This window comes from Rhizobium sp. CFBP 8762 (assembly GCF_014841565.1).
Classification (GTDB): domain Bacteria; phylum Pseudomonadota; class Alphaproteobacteria; order Rhizobiales; family Rhizobiaceae; genus CFBP-8762.
In genome coordinates this window covers 1,033,469-1,049,583 of record NZ_JACYUD010000001.1, presented here as the reverse complement: position 1 = coordinate 1,049,583, position 16,115 = coordinate 1,033,469, and the positions used below count along the sequence as shown (strand labels likewise).

The following is a 16,115-nucleotide window of genomic DNA, read 5'->3' as shown; positions in this document are numbered from 1 at the left end:
TCCGCAACTTCCAATCCCATCCACTTAGAGCCCGGCTCAGCGCCGGGCTCTTTACGTTTCAGGAGCCTGATATGGCCGAACATCTCACCCGCTTCTCCTGCCTGCTCGACGTCGGCTCGGTCGCCAATGTCGCGCAGGCGTTCGACATCTATACCGCGCTGATGGCCGAGAACGGTCGCGAGGACCCGCCCGCCGAGCCGTTCCTGCTCTCGCTCACGCCCGAGCATGGCGCGACACGCCTCTGGCTTCGCGACCCCGGCACCGCCGATCCGCAGTTGCTGGTCACCTTCGTCACCCGCTGCGCGGAGACATTCGCGCTCACCGGCACCTGGGGCTTTCAGTGGGCCGGCGTCGCCTCGGACCCTGTCGTCGACGGCTTCTCCGGCGGCGCCCATCTGCTCGATCTCTCCACCGGCCGCACGATCGAGTGGATCAGCACTGGCCGGTGGCTAGCTGAGGGAGGTGTGCGATGATTCCCGACCATGCGCGCGCCCGGCCTCACGGTCGGGCGCTTTTTTTATGTCAGCGGACAAGAGGAAGAGGACGGCCGGGATGGGTCGAGTCCGGGTGGTCGAGAGAGAGCGCCGACCGGGCTTGTCCCTTCCGCTCTCCCGAGATTCCTCCCATGAACATTCTGTCTCCCGCGGCCCTTCCGGCCGCGCTCGTCACCCGTGCGTCTCCGATCCTCGCGGTGGCGCTACAGCTTCTCGATCATCTCGAACGCGGCCAGCGCATCGACGCCGCGATCCTCCGTGCAGCCATGGAAGCGGCCTTCGGCGCGTCCGACACCAGCGGCACCTGGGACTGGAAGGCGGCCTATGAGGCCTGCGAGGTCGCGACAGTCCTCTTCCTGCGCAAATACGGAAAAGCACTTTTCCGCAAAGCCGCATCTCCGGCTGCACGTTTCTCCGCTCTTTCAAAGATCGCCGGGCTCCTGCCGACGCATACCCGGCGCTCGGAAGAATCGCAGGCGCTCCAGCAGTTCTCGACGCCGGTGCCACTCGGCCTTGCCGCCGTGGCGGCCGCCTCCATTGCTGCTGGCGACATCGTGCTGGAGCCGTCGGCTGGCACCGGCCTGCTCGCCATCCTGTCCGAGATATCAGGCGGAACGCTCCTCCTTAACGAGCTGGCCGAAACCCGCGCCGATCTACTCGCTGCGCTGTTTCCGGCCGTTGCCGTCACGCGCTTCGACGCCGCCCAGATCGACGATCATCTCGCGCCGGGAGCCGTTCCCTCCGTCGTGCTGATGAACCCACCGTTCTCGGCCATGGCAAACGTCACCGGCCGCGTGGCCGATGCAGCCTATCGCCACGTTGCCTCAGCACTGGCCCGGCTCGCCGATGGCGGGCGGCTGGTGGCGATCACTGGTGCCAACTTCAGCCCCGACCATCCGGCTTGGGCAGCGGCCTTCGTCCGGCTTCAGGAGCGCGGCCGCGTCGTCTTCACCGCGGCCATTGACGGCTCGGTTTACGCCAAGCACGGCACGACAATCGACACGCGGCTGACGGTCATCGACAAGCTGCCGGCCGACGATCGTTCGGCGTTTCCCGCTTCGCCCGGCATCGCGCCTGACGTCGCCACGTTGCTCGACTGGATCGAGACGCAGGTTCCACCGCGTGCGACTTCGACCCTCCCGCCAGTGGAAACCTCAGGGTCCGCCGCGACGGCCCGGACCGTTCGCGGATACCTCGCGCGCACCACTGCTGCACGTCGCGCCACGCCCGCGTCCATTGAGCCCGAAGGCGTCGAACTCGCCTATGAGACCGTGGACTGGACTCCCGCCGAAAACGGCCGGATCACCGACGCGATCTATGAAGAATACGGATTGCAGGCGATCCGTATTCCCGGGGCGCAGGCTCACCCGACCAAACTCGTACAGTCGGTGGCGATGGCCTCGGTCGCGCCGCCCAGACCGAGTTATCGGCCCCGGATTCCCGCCAACATCGTCACCGACGGGCTTCTCTCCGACGCCCAACTCGAAACCGTCATCTACGCCGGCGAGGCGCATGCCGACTTCCTCGCGGGATCATGGACGCTCGATGAGACCTACGACGTCGTCTCGGCCGCGCCCGACGATGCACCGAACGCCGTGCGGTTCCGCCGGGGCTTCATGCTTGGCGACGGCACCGGCGCCGGCAAGGGTCGCCAGTCGGCCGGCATCATCCTCGACAACTGGATGCAGGGCCGCCGCAAGGCGGTGTGGATCTCCAAATCCGATAAGCTGCTGGAGGACGCCCAGCGCGACTGGTCGGCCCTCGGAATGGAGCGGCTGCTGGTCACGCCGCTGTCGCGTTTCCCGCAGGGCAAGGACATCACGCTCTCGGAAGCCGTCCTATTCACCACCTATGCCACGCTACGGTCCGACGACCGGGGCGAGAAGCTTTCCCGCGTCAAGCAGATCGTCGAATGGTTGGGCTCCGACTTCGATGGAGTGATTATCTTCGACGAGAGCCACGCCATGCAGAATGCCGCCGGCGGCAAGGGCGAACGCGGCGACGTCGCCGCCTCGCAACAGGGCCGTGCGGGCCTCCGACTCCAGCATGCGTTGCCGAATGCGCGCGTCGTCTATGTTTCGGCGACCGGCGCGACCACTGTCCACAATCTCGCCTACGCCCAGCGCCTTGGTCTCTGGGGCGGCGAGGACTTCCCGTTCTCGACCCGCGCCGAATTCGTCGAGGCGATCGAGGACGGCGGCGTCGCGGCGATGGAAGTGCTGGCCCGCGACCTGCGCTCGCTCGGTCTCTACACGGCCCGCTCACTCTCCTATGACGGCGTCGAATACGAACTGGTCGAGCACCAGCTCACCCCCGAGCAGACCGGCATCTACGACGCCTATGCCGGCGCCTTCGCCGTCATTCATAACAATCTCGACGCCGCCATGCAGGCCGCCAACATCACTGGCGACAGCGGTACGTTGAACCGCCAGGCCAAGTCCGCCGCCCGCTCCGCCTTCGAATCCGCCAAGCAGCGCTTCTTCGGCCATCTGCTGACCTCAATGAAGACGCCGACACTGATCCGCTCGATCGAACAGGACCTGGTCGACGGCCATGCCGCCGTGATCCAGATCGTGTCGACCGGCGAAGCCCTGATGGAGCGCCGTCTCGCGGAGATCCCCACCGAGGAATGGAATGACGTCCGGGTGGACATAACCCCGCGCGAATATGTTCTGGATTATCTCGCACACTCTTTCCCGGTGCAGCTCTATGAGCCGTTCACCGACAGCGAGGGCAACCTGTCGTCACGGCCGGTGTTTCGCGACGGCCAGCCGGTCGAGAGCCGCGACGCCGTCGCACGTCGCGACCGCCTGATCGAGAGGCTCGCTTCGCTGCCCCCGGTTCCCGGCGCGCTCGATCAGATCGTCCAGCGCTTCGGCACCGATGTCGTGGCGGAGGTGACAGGACGTTCGCGCCGCATCGTCCGCAAGTCGGGTGCCGACTCCATGACCAGCCCCGGCGGCATCGACCGCCTCGCCGTGGAGAACCGCGCCGCCTCGGCCAATCTCGCCGAGACGCAAGGCTTCATGGACGATCAGAAGCGCATCCTGATCTTCTCCGACGCCGGCGGCACCGGACGCAGCTATCACGCCGATCTGTCGGCGCGGAACCAGCGGCTGCGCGTCCACTATCTGCTGGAGCCGGGCTGGAAGGCTGACGCCGCCATCCAGGGCCTGGGCCGCACCAACCGGACCAACCAGGCGCAGCCACCGCTGTTCCGGCCGATCTCGACCGACGTGAAGGCGGAAAAGCGCTTTCTCTCGACCATCGCCCGCCGCCTCGACACGCTGGGCGCGATCACGCGCGGCCAGCGCCAAACGGGCGGCCAAGGCCTGTTCCGTCCCGAAGACAATCTGGAGAGCCACTACGCCCGCGACGCGCTGCGGCAGCTTTACCTGTTGCTGGTGCGCGGCAAGGTCGACGGCTGCTCGCTCCAGATGTTCGAGGACGCCACCGGCCTCTCGCTGATGGATTCCACCGGCATCAAGGACGAACTGCCGCCGATCACAACCTTTCTCAACCGGCTGCTGGCGCTGACCATCGAACTTCAGGGCGTCCTGTTCACGGCGTTCGAGCGACTGCTGAACGCCAAGATCGAAGGCGCTATCGCTTCCGGCAGCTACGACGTCGGGCTGGAGACGCTGCAGGCCGAGAGTTTCATCGTCACCGACCGCCGGACGATCCACGTTCATCCTGGCACCGGGGCCGAGGCTCGGCTGCTGACCATCACCCAGCGCCAGCGCAATCGTCCCGTGACGCTGGCCGAGGCGTTCGGCCATCTCGATGACCCGGGCGCGAGGCTGCTGGTCAACGAGCGTTCGGGCCGCGCCGCCGTGCAGATACCGACCACCAGCATCATGCTGGACGATGGCGAGATCGAGCGGCGGGTGCGGCTGGTCCGGCCAATGGAAGCGCAGAACATCCCCATCAAGATGATGGGCGAGACCCACTGGGTCGACGCGGATCGGTCGGGCTTCGCAGCGGCATGGGATGCGGAGTTGGCCGAAGTGCCGGAATATGCCGACAGCACCATCCATGTCGTCAGCGGGCTCTTGTTGCCGATCTGGAAGCGGCTGCCGAACGAGTCGACGCGGGTCTATCGACTCCAGACCGACGACGGCGAGCGCATCGTCGGCCGCCGCGTCTCCCCGGCATGGGTGGCCGGCGCGCTTGCGACCGGCATGTCGACCCTGACGCCCGACGACGCCTTCATGGCGCTGATGGACGGCAAGACCATCCTCGATCTGACGGAGGGTCTTCAGCTTCGCCGCGTCCGCGTGATGGGCGCAAACCGCATCGAACTGTCGGGCTTCACCGACGCCATGCGCGATCGCCTGCGGGCCTACGGCCTGTTCCACGAGATCATCTCGTGGAAGCTGCGGATGTTCGTGCCGACCGATACGACCGGGGCGACCATCCTCGCCAAGGTGCTGGAGCGCTATCCCGTTGAGCGCATCGGCGAGCGGGAGGCGGCGTGATGGCACGGCAGGACGCCTCCGAACTGGCGATCCGTCTCGGCCGGCAGGCCGAGGCGGTGTGCCGCCACTACCTCTCTGCCGGTCATCGGGAGGGCCGTTACTGGCTGGTCGGCGATGTGCGCAATACGCCGGGCCGCTCGATGTTCGTGCGGCTGAAGGGCGGCGAGACAGGCAAGGGCGCCGCCGGCAAGTGGACCGACGCCGCGACCGGCGAGCATGGCGATCTGCTCGACGTCATTCGCGAGAGCTGCGGCCTGGTCGACTTCAAGGACGTCGCCGACGAGGCGCGCACCTTCCTGTCGATGCCGCATCCCGAACCGGACCGTTGGCATGATGGCGAACGCAAATCACCGGCGCCGACGGGATCACCCGAGGCTGCACGACGGCTCGTTGGAATGTCGCGGCCGATTTTGGGCACTGTCGTAGAAACGTATCTACGGAACCGTGCGATTACGGCTTTGCACGGAACCGGAAGTCTCCACTTTCATCCCCGCTGCTATTACCGTCCCGACGAACATTCCCCGACCGAGACCTGGCCGGCGATGATCGCATCGGTCACCGATCTCGACGGGCGTCAGACCGGCGCGCACCGCACCTGGCTCGCTCCCGACGGCTCTGACAAAGCTCCGATCGACACGCCGCGACGGGCGATGGGCGACCTCCTTGGGCACGCCGTTCGCTTCGGTGTGGCGGGCGACGTGATGGCGGCGGGCGAAGGCATCGAGACGATGCTGTCGATCAGAATGGCGCTGCCCACCATGCCGATGGCGGCGGCGCTCTCGGCGGCGCATCTCTCGGCCATCCTGTTCCCCGACACGCTGCGCCGGCTCTATATCGTCCGCGACAATGATCCGGCTGGCGACGGTGCGATGACGACGTTGATCGAACGGGCGAACGCGGCCGGGATCGAGGCGGTTGTGGTGTCTCCAAGCCTGGGTGACTTCAACGAGGATCTTCGCATGGAGGGCCTGGACAGTGTCCGGGCAGCGGCCAGGGTGCAGATCGCGCCTCAGGACGTCGCACGCTTCATGGCGCTGGCGGCATAGGCCGGAAGAAGATTGCAGGCGGCGGGAGCGCCGTCGTCGGCATCGCTCGGATGATCCCCAGGTCGGAGAGAACCGCACCCCGGCCTTCAAGAGGGCGATCGGCCAGCAAACGGGCCGGACCCACAATGCCTGTGGCGGACTATTTTCCGGCGCGGCCGAGGACCGCTTTCCATCGCGAGGCAAAATAGCCCGCCTTCGTCATCCTCCGCTGTGCTCCGGCCCTCCGCTTTGCTGCGGATGCAGGTCCGGCCCGCCCGCCGGCTTTCGTCGCCATGAAGGCCGCGAGGGTCGCGGTCGAACCGACGGAGCATCCCATGAGCGAGCACGATGACTACGAACCGCACCACGCCTCTTCCCCCACCGACCATGTCCTCAGCGAACTTCAGCTTTACGGCTACCGTCCCTTCACGGATGAACCCGATCCCCGACCGCTTCCGGAGGGCGACCATGTCGCCGGCGCCATCGCCGACATCTTCGACGCCCTGATCGTCGCCCTGGAAGACACCCGCCTCGAGCCCGACCTCGACGATCTCCTCTGGTCGACCGTCAACCTCTTCCACCGCACCACCGCCCGGATCGAGCGCGAGTTGGACGACAACGAGCAGGCGCAGCGTCGCGGCCAGCGCGAACAGGACGGCAGCGAGGTGAAGGCGGTCGAGTTGGAACGCCTGACGGCCGAGGGCCAGACCATGATCGAACGCCGCAACGCCTTCGAGCTGATGCGCGACCAGGCCGCCGAACACTATGAGCGCCACACCGGATCGAACTGGCGACCGCGCAGCGGATCGATGGTCAACCATCGCAACCTGACCTCGGCGATGATCGACAGCCGGGACTTCCTCGCCGCCAAGAAACGCGCCGATAATCAGGTGCTGCTCCCTGCCGGTCCGAAGATTGCCTTCACCGGCGGGCTCGACTTCAACGATCACCACCTGATCTGGGCCAAGCTCGATCAGGTCCACGCCAAGCACCCCGACATGGTGCTGCTTCACGGCAAGTCGCCGAAGGGCGCCGAGAAGATCGCGGCGAAATGGGCCGACGCCCGCAAGGTGCCACAGGTCGGCTTCGCCCCCGACTGGACGAAACACGCCAAGGCCGCACCGTTCAAGCGCAACGATCAGATGCTCGACGTCCTGCCGATCGGGGTGATCGTATTCCCCGGCACCGGTATTCAGGACAACCTCGCCGACAAGGCGAGGAAGCTCGGTATCCCGCTGTTCGATTTCCGCCAGAAGGGAGGCGGCGCGTGAGCGCTGCCTTCACAGCATCTCAGGTCGGAACAGCGACCTCCGACTGATGACCTTGCCGGACATCACGAACACGCCCTCGCCGGTGTAGTGCAACGTCTCGGGATGCTTCGGCGACACGGCGACGTGCGCCTTCACCACCTCGAAAATGAAGAAATTGTACTTCTCGACCAGCGCATCGTCGTGAAGGCGGCACTCAAAGCTGGCATGGCATTCGCCGATCAGCGGCGCATCGACCGCGCTCACGTCTTCCGCCGTGAGATCGAACTTGGCGAACTTGTCGATGTCGGCTCCCGACGTATTGCCGATCCCGACCACGGTATCGGTCAGCGCCGTCGTCGGCAGATTGATGACGCACTCCCGGCTTTCGCGGATCATGCGGTGGCTGTGATTTCCGGCGGAAATCATCATGCCGACGAGTGACGGCGAAAACTCCAGGATCGTATGCCAGCCGAGCGTCATGATGTTCGTCGCGCCCTGCCACTTCGACGACACCAGCACGATCGGGCCGGGCTCCAGATAGCGCCGCACCTGGCTGACGGGGAAGTCGGTCTTCTTCGGCAGTTTCGGCACGGGTATCCCCCTCGGCTGTTGCGCTTTGCATGACCTTACCGGCCCATGTCGGCAGCATAACGACGGGCCGCACGGCAACGAGGCTAGGGCGCGAAAGCATTGAACACGCGACCCCATCGTGGCCCCGGTCATGGCGGAAAAACCATCTCCAGCTTCCATTGCGCTGATCCTTGGTCCAGCCGCTGGCCTGACGCCATCAACCCGTAAAGGGTCGGACTACGCAAAGCGTGCCGCCGCTCCGGCTTCGCCTGCGCGGTGATTGCGGCCATCGGCCGGACAAATCGGGCGCCTGTCGCGCGGGAGATGGTCTCCCGCCTCCAAGACAGGAGCCGGTCAGATGTCCCTCAATCAAGCTCACGCCTTCGCCTTCAGCCTCGCCACCACCCTCATGGTCACCATCGTCATCTTCCAGGCGGGCGACGGCACCATGGGCGTCATGCCCGCCGGCGAATATGACGGCGAATTCGCCGCCATCGTTCACGAGATCGATCCCTTCGCCCGCTGATCGCGGGCTCCCGTGCCGCCTTCTCTTCGGCTATACTGGCATCGCGCCGTGGTGGTGGTGGAGGCGCGACCGTCAAACCTGTCTTTCACGGAGAACACCACCATGATCTTCATTGGAGTCCTCTGCAGCATTGCGGCGATCGTCGCTCTGTGCTGGCTCTTGTTCACACTCGCTGTCTTCGCTCTGCCGTTCTTCGCAGGCGTCAGCGCCGGGACTTGGGCCTTTCAGACCGGCGCCGGTTGGCTCGGGGCGATCCTCGTCGGCCTCGCCGCCGCCGCGCTGACGCTCGGCCTCGGCCAGTTCCTGCTCGCCTTCGTCCGTCCGCTCTGGATACGGCTCGCGATCGCACTCGCCTTCGTCGCGCCTGCGGCGCTCGCCGGCTACCACGCGACCCATGGCATCGTGAAACACACCATGCCCTCCGACACCTGGCAGATCATCTTCTCCGTCATCGGCGCAATCGCCGTCGGCGTCACTGCGCTGATCCGGGTCACAGCAATGGCCGCGCCCGGGCCAACCGGGCAGAACCTCGCGCGCGCCTGACACTGTTGCTGGCGGCGGCAGGACGGCGGGTCGATGTCTACATGCCGCGCTTCTCGTCGGCAGGGTCGTTTGCAATCGCGTTGATCGGATCGACGGCTAACCCAACTGACGCGCCATACCCTCGGTGATAGCGCTTGGGGGCAAAGCCGTGACAGCACGCCCGACGGCGCGAGTGCCGAGAGGGGCGATCTCGTGGGCGACGGGCAGGAGTCGGCGGAACGTAGCGTCTGGCGGAACTGGTTTGAACCGCGGTGTCAGGCGTCGTCACGGCCTATCGGTTCGGAATGGTCGCCACGTTCTCCTGTGATGCGTCTCTATCAGGTCGACCGCTCCAAAACGGCCTCTTCAATGGGCTGATCTGGCCGAAGGTCGGCTGCGCCTCGATCGCCTATGCCGCAACAGCGGCGTCGAAACTTTCTTCCCCTGCCGGCTGCGCCGTCATTCCTCGCGAGCCAAGAAAGCCCCTCCTTTGCTGTCAGGCCCCTGCGGGGTGCGCCGTCAATCGCCTCCGGCCTGTCGATCGCCATCGAGGCCGCAATGGTGCGGGCTCGGAACAGAGTTCAAGGAGAACTACCATGGCGACCATCGGCACCTTCAAGAAGACCGGCAACAACGAGTTCACCGGCGAAATCGTCACTCTCAGCGTTCAGACCAAAAACGTCCGCATCGTCCCCGAGGCCCGCGCCAACGGCGAGAACGCCCCCAGCCACCGCGTCTTCGTCGGCCGCGCAGAGATCGGCGCCGCCTGGTCCAAGACCTCCAACGAGGGTCGCGCCTACCTGGGTCTGAAGCTCGATGATCCCAGCTTCAACGCCCCGATCTACGCCAACCTCTTCGACGACGAGGACGGCGAAGGCTTCAGCCTCATCTGGTCCCGCCCTAACGGCCGCCGCAACGGCGAATAAGGCCAGCGGGACGCCCCGCCCGGACAATCCGGGCGGGGCCAAACGCTTCTGCGGGCGACCGAATCAGTTGGAGGCCCAATGGTTGTCAGCCTCAGCCGCATAGGCAGTCTCAGGTAGCATCGCCGCTCAAGAGCGACTATTATAGTCGTAGTTCTGGTGTACGCGTCGGTCTGAGTGGGAGGTGATCATGCATGATCACCGCCCGACAATCGCGGGCCGCACGCGCGTTGCTTGGATGGAATCAGGAGACGCTCGCTGACAAGGCCCAGGTATCACTGACCGCGCTCAAGCGCCTCGAATCCGCAAGCGGGCTCGAGGTGTATGAGACCACACGCGATCAGGTGCGTCGGGCGCTTGAGGGCCATGGCATCCTCCTCCTGACCACCGACCAAGGCGAAGGAGTGATGGTGGTTCGTGGGAAAATCGACAGGCGATAACGTCTCCCTTGCCAACCGCGTGCCCCCGGCACGCCTTTGGCATCACCGGCGTATATTTTGCTGCGATGCAACCAAGACAAGGTTAACAAATGCCACCGGAATGGATAAGAATGACGTCAGGGGACCGGTGTGACCAAGACAGACTTCCTAGACGAACCACCTGAGAGCGCCGTGCTCACGCCGTATGATCGCGAGCACCTGAAAACCTATCTGCGACTGCTGGACGCCGAGGCCGACGGGGCGTGCTGGGAAGAAGCGGTCGCCGTTATATTCGGCCTCGATCCAGACAATGAGGCCCAGCGGGCTGAGCGCGTCTACACCAGCCACCTGGCCCGGGCGAAATGGATGACGGAGAACGGCTTTCGCCATCTGGTCCGGTCGAGTTACCACTGATCGACCAGTGATGCAGAACCTGCATCACGTCGCGCCACCTTCGAACTTCCCAAGCCTAAGACAACTTGGAATCGTGTTCTCTGCATTGCTCGCTTCAGAGAGGCGCGGCTGGAGAGGAAAAAGCATGTCTGAGGAAGGAAGTTGGAGAACTGGCTCGGCCTATGACTATATCGACGGCCTAAGTGCGCCAGATATCGCGTGGGAGTTTCTGCGGAGAAATCGCGACTACCGCCGCGAATACGCGGAATTACAGCAAGCCGGCCACCTCGCTCCAGACAAAGCAAGGGCTCTGTCTGATCATTGGGGGTTGTCTTTTTGCTACAGACCCAGCCCTCAATGCCTTGACCACGGTTATCTCCTGGACCCTTACCGCCGATCCGTTCAAACTTCTCCTCGCTCCGTCACCGGCATCGCCCGCTGGCAGAGGGGTAACTAGCGAAATAATTTCCCCCACGCACCTTTCTGCCGATGAGTCCATTCGTCTTGCCGCCAATGGCCAGATGTTCGACATCGCTTTTCACGGCGAAGCCGGTGACGCATCGCTCGCCGCCCTCGTCATACTCGACGACATCACGCCGGATCGGCTCCAGGCGATCGACCGCTTTTGGTCGACGATGTGGAGGCGCAAGACCGCTCCAGACGAACGCCTGACCACCCCACGACGCCAGCGAATGCGTACGATGCTTCGAGCGGTCGACGCGCACTATGCGGGTGAGACCTACCGCGCCATCGGCGAAATCCTTTTTCTCGGTTACCAGATCGACGCGCAATCCTGGGTCGGAAACTCGGTTCGTGAAACGACGATCCGCCTCGTGCGTGACGGCGTGAAACTCGTGGAAGGCGGTTACCGCTCCCTCCTGCGCCGACCCCGCCGATCATAGGCCGCCATCAATCGCCTGAGGCGTGTCGAAATTAGATTCCTATCTTCGACATCGTCCGACCCACCGTCTTCACGCCACCGTGCTCTCGAACCGCCGCCTGACGGCAGCGGCCCCCGATGAGACCACGGAGGCTCGACAATGGCCGAAACTACCGCCGGCATCCCGCCACGCTACCTGCGCACGCAGGAGGCAGCACGCTTCCTCGGACTTTCCGAGCGCACGCTTGAGAAGCATCGCACCTACGGCACCGGCCCGGCTTACCGGAAGCTCGGCGGCCGAGTCGTCTACGCCATCGAGGATCTCCAGACTTGGGCCGATCGCGGCCTCGTCAGCTCGACCTCCGATCCGCGCGGCGCGGTGCTTCCAGCCAAGAGGCAGGAGCCTTCCGATCGCCGCTTCGCCGGCCGCCAGCCGCGCTGAGACGACCTGCCATGTCGTTCCGCCACACACAACACGATGAGCGTGCGCAGCTCGATCTGTTCCGGGCGCTGCCCGGCGATCTCGCGCCGCGAGATGCGCAGGACCTCATGGCCTATCCGTTCTTCTCGCTTGCCAAGTCGAAGCGCTTGGCGCCGATCGACTTCAAGGCCGGCTCGGTGAAAATCCGTGTCGAAGCCGTGCCCGAACACGGCATGGCGACGATCTGGGATGCCGATGTCCTGATCTGGGCGGCCTCGCAAATCGTCGAGGCCCGTGACGTCGGCCTGCGTCCGTCACGCCTGATGGCGACCACCCCATATGAGATTTTGAACTTCATCGGCCGCGGCGTGTCGCTCCGGGACTACGACCGTTTGAAGGCCGCGCTCGACCGACTTCAATCCACCACCATCGCGACATCCATCCGCCAGCCCACCGAGCGGCGGATGCACCGCTTCTCCTGGATCAACGAATGGAAGGAGCGCGCCGACCATCGGGGCCGACCGCTCGGGCTCGAACTGATCGTCCCCGACTGGTTCTACGGCGCGGTCCTCGACGATGCTTTGGTCCTGACCATCGACCGCAACTACTTCGGGCTGACCGGCGGGCTGGAGCGCTGGCTGTACCGCCTTGTGCGCAAGCATGGTGGCAAACAAGAGTTCGGCTGGAGCTTCGATTTTCCGCATCTGCACGCGAAGTCCGGCAGCCTCTCGCCGCTCAAGCATTTCGCCTACGACCTGCGCGACATTGTCCGCCGCCAGCCGCTGCCGGGCTATCGCCTGGCCATCGAGCAATGCGTCGGCGGCCCCGAAATCCTGTCCTTCGTACCCACCGATCCCGACGCGCTCGGCATCCCGCGCCGCCGCCGCCGCTCGACAACTCGACCTGGGGATAAGCTGTGAATCATCTCGTGCTATCAGGGACCGGCACTATCGTGCCATCGGGGACCGAAATCGTCGATTCCTCGCGCTGAATCAGCAGCTTGCGAGCCCCGTAACTTATCTAACCTAGATTCCTACGGAATCTTTCTAACGGAATCCGCATTTTCGCGCCCTGTGGACGAGTCCCCGATCGCCGGGAGACCGTCATGATCGTCGCGTTCCTCAACCAGAAGGGCGGCGTCGGCAAGACGACGCTCGCCCTCCATCTCGCCGGTGAATGGGCTCGGCGTGGGCAGCGCGTCACGCTGATCGACGCCGACCCACAGGGATCAGCGCTCGACTGGTCGCAGCAGCGCAGCCGCGAGGGACTGGAGCGGCTGTTCGGTGTTGTTGGCCTGGCCCGCGACACGCTCCACCGCGAAGCGCCGTAGTTGGCACGCGATGTCGATCATGTCGTCATCGACGGACCACCGCGTGTCGCCGGTCTCATGCGTTCGGCGCTGCTCGCCGCCGACCTTGTGCTGATCCCGGTGCAACCGTCACCGCTCGATGGCTGGGCGTCAGCCGAGATGCTGACGCTGCTCAGCGAAGCGCGGATTTATCGACCGGACCTCAAGGCGCGGTTTGTCCTCAACCGCTGTGCTGCCCGCACGATCCTCGCCCGCGAAACCGCCGAGACGCTCGCGGAACACGATCCCCCGCCGCTCCTCACCACGATCGGTCAGCGCATCGCTTTCGCCGATGTCGTGCAGACCGGACGGCTCGCAGCCGAACAGGACGATACATCGCCGGCCGCCCGGGAGATTGCCGCGCTCGCCGCCGAAGTCACGAGGATCGGGACATGAGCGAGCGGTCCTCGAAACGCAGTTTCGCGTCCCGACCGGCCGATCCGGAGAGCTGGATCAAGGCACCGGACCGTCCATCGCCGCGCACGGACCCCGCCGCCGAGTTTACCGCCAGGCTGACGATAGACGTCACCGCCGACATGCGAGGCCGGATCAAAATCGCCGCCTTCCAGCGCGGACAGACGGTCGCCGAGATGCTGCGCACCCTGTTCGAGCGCGAGTTCCCCACCAGCGAAGGAGAGCCGCGATGATCGGTGTCGCCGCCACGTCGCTGCGCAGCGGTTCGCCGCACGCGCCTGCGGCAGATGCACTGACCCATGTCGAGTTGACGTGGGTCGAGAAGGAGATCGAATTCTGGATCAGGTTCGGTCGCGAGACGGCCGAACAGATCCTCGACCGCCGCCGGCGCGTCGTGTCGTTCGCGCCGGACAGCGTATTCGCCTTCGTTCGCTGGACCTCCAACGACTACGGCACCGCGCTTTCGCGCCTCGACATCGTGCGCGCCGTCAGTGCGGGTGAGCGCTGCCAGACCCTGCCATTCGTGAGCCCCGGCGGCGACATCCTGTTGCGCGCCGATGGCTGGCCGAAGGTCGAGCGCGTCCTCCAGCTCATCGATGCCATCGAGGCGCGGGGCATCGCTGCGATCGACGTCTCGCCCGATCACTGGCGGCACGCCCACAACCGTCTGGCGGTCGGTGAAGCACCGCGCGCCTACGAAGCGCAGCAGCATCGCGCCTTCCTCCTGCGTCGGAGGATCATGCCATGAGCCGCTTTGGATACGTCATGACGACGTACTTCGCGGTGATGCTGATGGGGATCCTATCGATCGTATCCTTCGCGCCGAAGCTCATCTGGAACGCCTCAGCGAGCACGCCGATTGGCCTCTATGCGATCAGCGCCAGCGACGGATTGGAAGCGACCGACCTTGTCGCTGTAGCGGCGCCGGAGCCGATCGCCACGTTCCTTGCCGATGGCGGATATCTGCCGCGCGGCGTGCCGCTGCTGAAGCGGGTCGCGGGTCTGCCCGGTCAACGTGTGTGCCGAACCGGCCACGCGATCACCGTCGATGGTCAGGCCATCGGCGATGCGCTCGACCGCGACAGGCGGGGCCGCGAACTGCCGATCTGGCAGGGATGCCGCGTCATCGCCGACGACGAGTTGTTCCTGATGAACTGGCAGGTCCGCGACAGTCTCGACGGGCGTTACTTCGGCCCGCTCCCCGCCAGCTCGGTCATCGGCCGGGCCACCCCCCTCTACACAGACGAGGACGGCGACGACCGCTTCGTCTGGCGCGCGCCGACGCGGTGACGGCACGCCCATGACCTTGTCCACCGCAATCCAAAGGAGACGACCCATGTCCGTGATCGGTCAATTTACGCGCGAAAATGATGGCTTCGTCGGCCACCTGACGACGCTGTCACTGCACCAGGACATCATCATCGTTCCGGCCGAACCGTCCGATGCCGAGAACGCGCCCGACTTCCGCGTCCATGTTCTCAACAGCATGAACAACGAAACCGGCGCGGAGATCGGCGCCGGCTGGAAGCGCACCGGCGAGAAAGCCGGCGACTACGTCTCGCTGCACATCGACGATCCAACCTTCGGTCATCCGATCCGTGCCAACCTCTTCCAGTCGGCCGGCGACAAGTCCGCCTGGGGCTTGCACTGGAACCGTCCGCCTAAGCGCGCCGAGCGGGACTGAGCGATGTCGGTCCCGCTCCCCAAAGCTGTCGCCGGGCGGTCAAACACCGCCCGGCGCACAGTCCTCCTTCTCCTTTCCGGCCTGCTGCTCACCGCGCCGCTCTGCGCCAATGCGAGTGCGCAGACCGTGTCGGCCGAGCGGCCCTCTCGCGTCGATCCCTACGCCACATTCATCGCCGAGGCCGCGCAACGGTTCGGCGTTCCCGAGCACTGGATACGCGCCGTCATGCGCGTGGAAAGCGCTGGCGACGTGCGGGCGATCTCGTCAGCCGGCGCGGTGGGCCTGATGCAGGTCATGCCCGCCACATGGGCTGACCTGCGCGCCCGTCACCGGCTGGGCGCGAATCCTTACGATCCACGCGACAACATTTTGGCAGGCGCGGCTTATCTCCGCGAGATGCACGACCGCTATGGTTCGCCGGGGTTTCTGGCAGCCTATAATGCAGGTCCTGGCCGCTATGAAGAGTATCTCGCTGGTCGACCATTGCCGACCGAAACCCGCGCCTATGTCGCCACGCTCGCGCCCATCATCAGCGGCGCGGATACCCTTGCTCCCGTCGCGGTCGCGGCAGTCGATCCCAACGCCTGGACGCGCGCGCCGCTCTTCATCGTGCAGTCCGAACGCGCGCCCACGGCCGCTTTGACGTCCGGCGATGGCGCTCCCAATGACACTCCGGCTGTGACCCCGGCGCGCGATGTCACCACGACAGCTCCGCGGTCCGGAGGCCTGTTCGTCGCCCGCAATGCCGATGGAGGGCCGCGATGACCA

20 protein-coding genes and 1 pseudogene are annotated in these 16,115 nt (G+C 65.3%); 20 read left to right on the top strand and 1 reads right to left on the bottom strand.

The window, feature by feature from the left end:
• Positions 1 to 71: 71 nt before the first annotated feature.
• The 4 genes from IFT84_RS05060 to IFT84_RS05045 all read left to right on the top strand — a co-directional run bounded on the left by IFT84_RS05060 (position 72) and on the right by IFT84_RS05045 (position 7,268).
• Complete coding sequence (locus IFT84_RS05060) at positions 72 to 473, top strand: hypothetical protein (protein WP_192117501.1); 402 nt, start codon at positions 72 to 74, stop codon at positions 471 to 473.
• 152 nt (positions 474 to 625) lie between these two features.
• Positions 626 to 4,972 carry a strawberry notch family protein gene (locus IFT84_RS05055; protein ID WP_192117500.1) on the top strand — a complete coding sequence of 1,449 codons (4,347 nt, stop codon included), beginning with the start codon at positions 626 to 628 and terminating at the stop codon, positions 4,970 to 4,972.
• Entirely contained in the window at positions 4,972 to 6,018 is a 1,047-nt protein-coding gene (locus tag IFT84_RS05050) for a DUF7146 domain-containing protein (protein ID WP_192117499.1), read from the top strand. The genes IFT84_RS05055 and IFT84_RS05050 overlap by 1 nt, the downstream gene beginning before the upstream one ends.
• Positions 6,019 to 6,332: 314 nt before the next feature.
• On the top strand, positions 6,333 to 7,268 hold the full coding sequence (locus IFT84_RS05045) for a DUF2493 domain-containing protein (RefSeq protein WP_192117498.1): 936 nt from the start codon (positions 6,333 to 6,335) through the stop codon (positions 7,266 to 7,268).
• A 9-nt stretch (positions 7,269 to 7,277) separates the two neighbouring features.
• Here IFT84_RS05045 and IFT84_RS05040 read toward each other — a convergent pair whose 3' ends face one another.
• Positions 7,278 to 7,838 (bottom strand): flavin reductase, encoded by a 561-nt coding sequence (locus tag IFT84_RS05040; RefSeq protein ID WP_192117497.1) that lies wholly within the window; start codon positions 7,836 to 7,838, stop codon positions 7,278 to 7,280.
• A gap of 130 nt (positions 7,839 to 7,968) precedes the next feature.
• Here IFT84_RS05040 and IFT84_RS21595 point away from each other — a divergent pair, with 130 nt between their 5' ends.
• The 16 genes and pseudogenes from IFT84_RS21595 (at position 7,969) to IFT84_RS04970 (ending at position 16,112) form a co-directional block, all read left to right on the top strand.
• On the top strand, positions 7,969 to 8,097 hold the full coding sequence (locus IFT84_RS21595) for a hypothetical protein (protein ID WP_274603586.1): 129 nt from the start codon (positions 7,969 to 7,971) through the stop codon (positions 8,095 to 8,097).
• A gap of 78 nt (positions 8,098 to 8,175) precedes the next feature.
• Positions 8,176 to 8,343 (top strand): hypothetical protein, encoded by a 168-nt coding sequence (locus tag IFT84_RS05035; protein ID WP_192117496.1) that lies wholly within the window; start codon positions 8,176 to 8,178, stop codon positions 8,341 to 8,343.
• Positions 8,344 to 8,445: 102 nt separating this feature from the next.
• Positions 8,446 to 8,886: a hypothetical protein gene (locus IFT84_RS05030; protein WP_192117495.1), complete on the top strand. Its 441-nt coding sequence runs from the start codon at positions 8,446 to 8,448 to the stop codon at positions 8,884 to 8,886.
• Positions 8,887 to 9,461: 575 nt separating this feature from the next.
• Positions 9,462 to 9,791: a DUF736 domain-containing protein gene (locus IFT84_RS05025; RefSeq protein ID WP_192117494.1), complete on the top strand. Its 330-nt coding sequence runs from the start codon at positions 9,462 to 9,464 to the stop codon at positions 9,789 to 9,791.
• Positions 9,792 to 9,982: 191 nt separating this feature from the next.
• The gene (locus IFT84_RS05020) at positions 9,983 to 10,228 is read left to right on the top strand and encodes a helix-turn-helix domain-containing protein (RefSeq protein ID WP_192117493.1); all 246 of its coding nucleotides are present in this window, start codon (positions 9,983 to 9,985) and stop codon (positions 10,226 to 10,228) included.
• Positions 10,229 to 10,357: 129 nt separating this feature from the next.
• Positions 10,358 to 10,621: a DNA -binding domain-containing protein gene (locus IFT84_RS05015; RefSeq protein ID WP_192117492.1), complete on the top strand. Its 264-nt coding sequence runs from the start codon at positions 10,358 to 10,360 to the stop codon at positions 10,619 to 10,621.
• 10 nt (positions 10,622 to 10,631) lie between these two features.
• Positions 10,632 to 11,057: a transcriptional regulator domain-containing protein gene (locus IFT84_RS21730; RefSeq protein ID WP_446737566.1), complete on the top strand. Its 426-nt coding sequence runs from the start codon at positions 10,632 to 10,634 to the stop codon at positions 11,055 to 11,057.
• Positions 10,963 to 11,502: a DUF2285 domain-containing protein gene (locus tag IFT84_RS05010; protein WP_197975430.1), complete on the top strand. Its 540-nt coding sequence runs from the start codon at positions 10,963 to 10,965 to the stop codon at positions 11,500 to 11,502. Before IFT84_RS21730 ends, IFT84_RS05010 begins: the two co-directional genes overlap by 95 nt.
• A gap of 138 nt (positions 11,503 to 11,640) precedes the next feature.
• Positions 11,641 to 11,922, top strand: a complete 282-nt coding sequence (locus IFT84_RS05005; RefSeq protein WP_192117491.1) for a helix-turn-helix transcriptional regulator — start codon at positions 11,641 to 11,643, stop codon at positions 11,920 to 11,922.
• Positions 11,923 to 11,933: 11 nt separating this feature from the next.
• On the top strand, positions 11,934 to 12,821 hold the full coding sequence (locus IFT84_RS05000; RefSeq protein WP_192117490.1) for a replication initiator protein A: 888 nt from the start codon (positions 11,934 to 11,936) through the stop codon (positions 12,819 to 12,821).
• 185 nt (positions 12,822 to 13,006) lie between these two features.
• Positions 13,007 to 13,645 (top strand): annotated as a pseudogene (gene parA / locus IFT84_RS04995) (ParA family partition ATPase).
• The gene (locus tag IFT84_RS04990) at positions 13,642 to 13,896 is read left to right on the top strand and encodes a ribbon-helix-helix protein (protein WP_192117489.1); all 255 of its coding nucleotides are present in this window, start codon (positions 13,642 to 13,644) and stop codon (positions 13,894 to 13,896) included. Before parA ends, IFT84_RS04990 begins: the two are co-directional and overlap by 4 nt.
• Positions 13,893 to 14,411 carry a DUF2840 domain-containing protein gene (locus IFT84_RS04985; protein WP_192117488.1) on the top strand — a complete coding sequence of 173 codons (519 nt, stop codon included), beginning with the start codon at positions 13,893 to 13,895 and terminating at the stop codon, positions 14,409 to 14,411. The genes IFT84_RS04990 and IFT84_RS04985 overlap by 4 nt, the downstream gene beginning before the upstream one ends.
• Positions 14,408 to 14,953 (top strand): S26 family signal peptidase, encoded by a 546-nt coding sequence (locus IFT84_RS04980; RefSeq protein WP_192117487.1) that lies wholly within the window; start codon positions 14,408 to 14,410, stop codon positions 14,951 to 14,953. Before IFT84_RS04985 ends, IFT84_RS04980 begins: the two co-directional genes overlap by 4 nt.
• A gap of 46 nt (positions 14,954 to 14,999) precedes the next feature.
• Positions 15,000 to 15,347 (top strand): DUF736 domain-containing protein, encoded by a 348-nt coding sequence (locus IFT84_RS04975; protein WP_192117486.1) that lies wholly within the window; start codon positions 15,000 to 15,002, stop codon positions 15,345 to 15,347.
• Positions 15,348 to 15,350: 3 nt separating this feature from the next.
• A complete protein-coding gene (locus tag IFT84_RS04970) occupies positions 15,351 to 16,112 on the top strand; it encodes a lytic transglycosylase domain-containing protein (RefSeq protein WP_192117485.1) in 762 nt (253 codons plus the stop codon).
• Positions 16,113 to 16,115 lie beyond the last annotated feature (3 nt).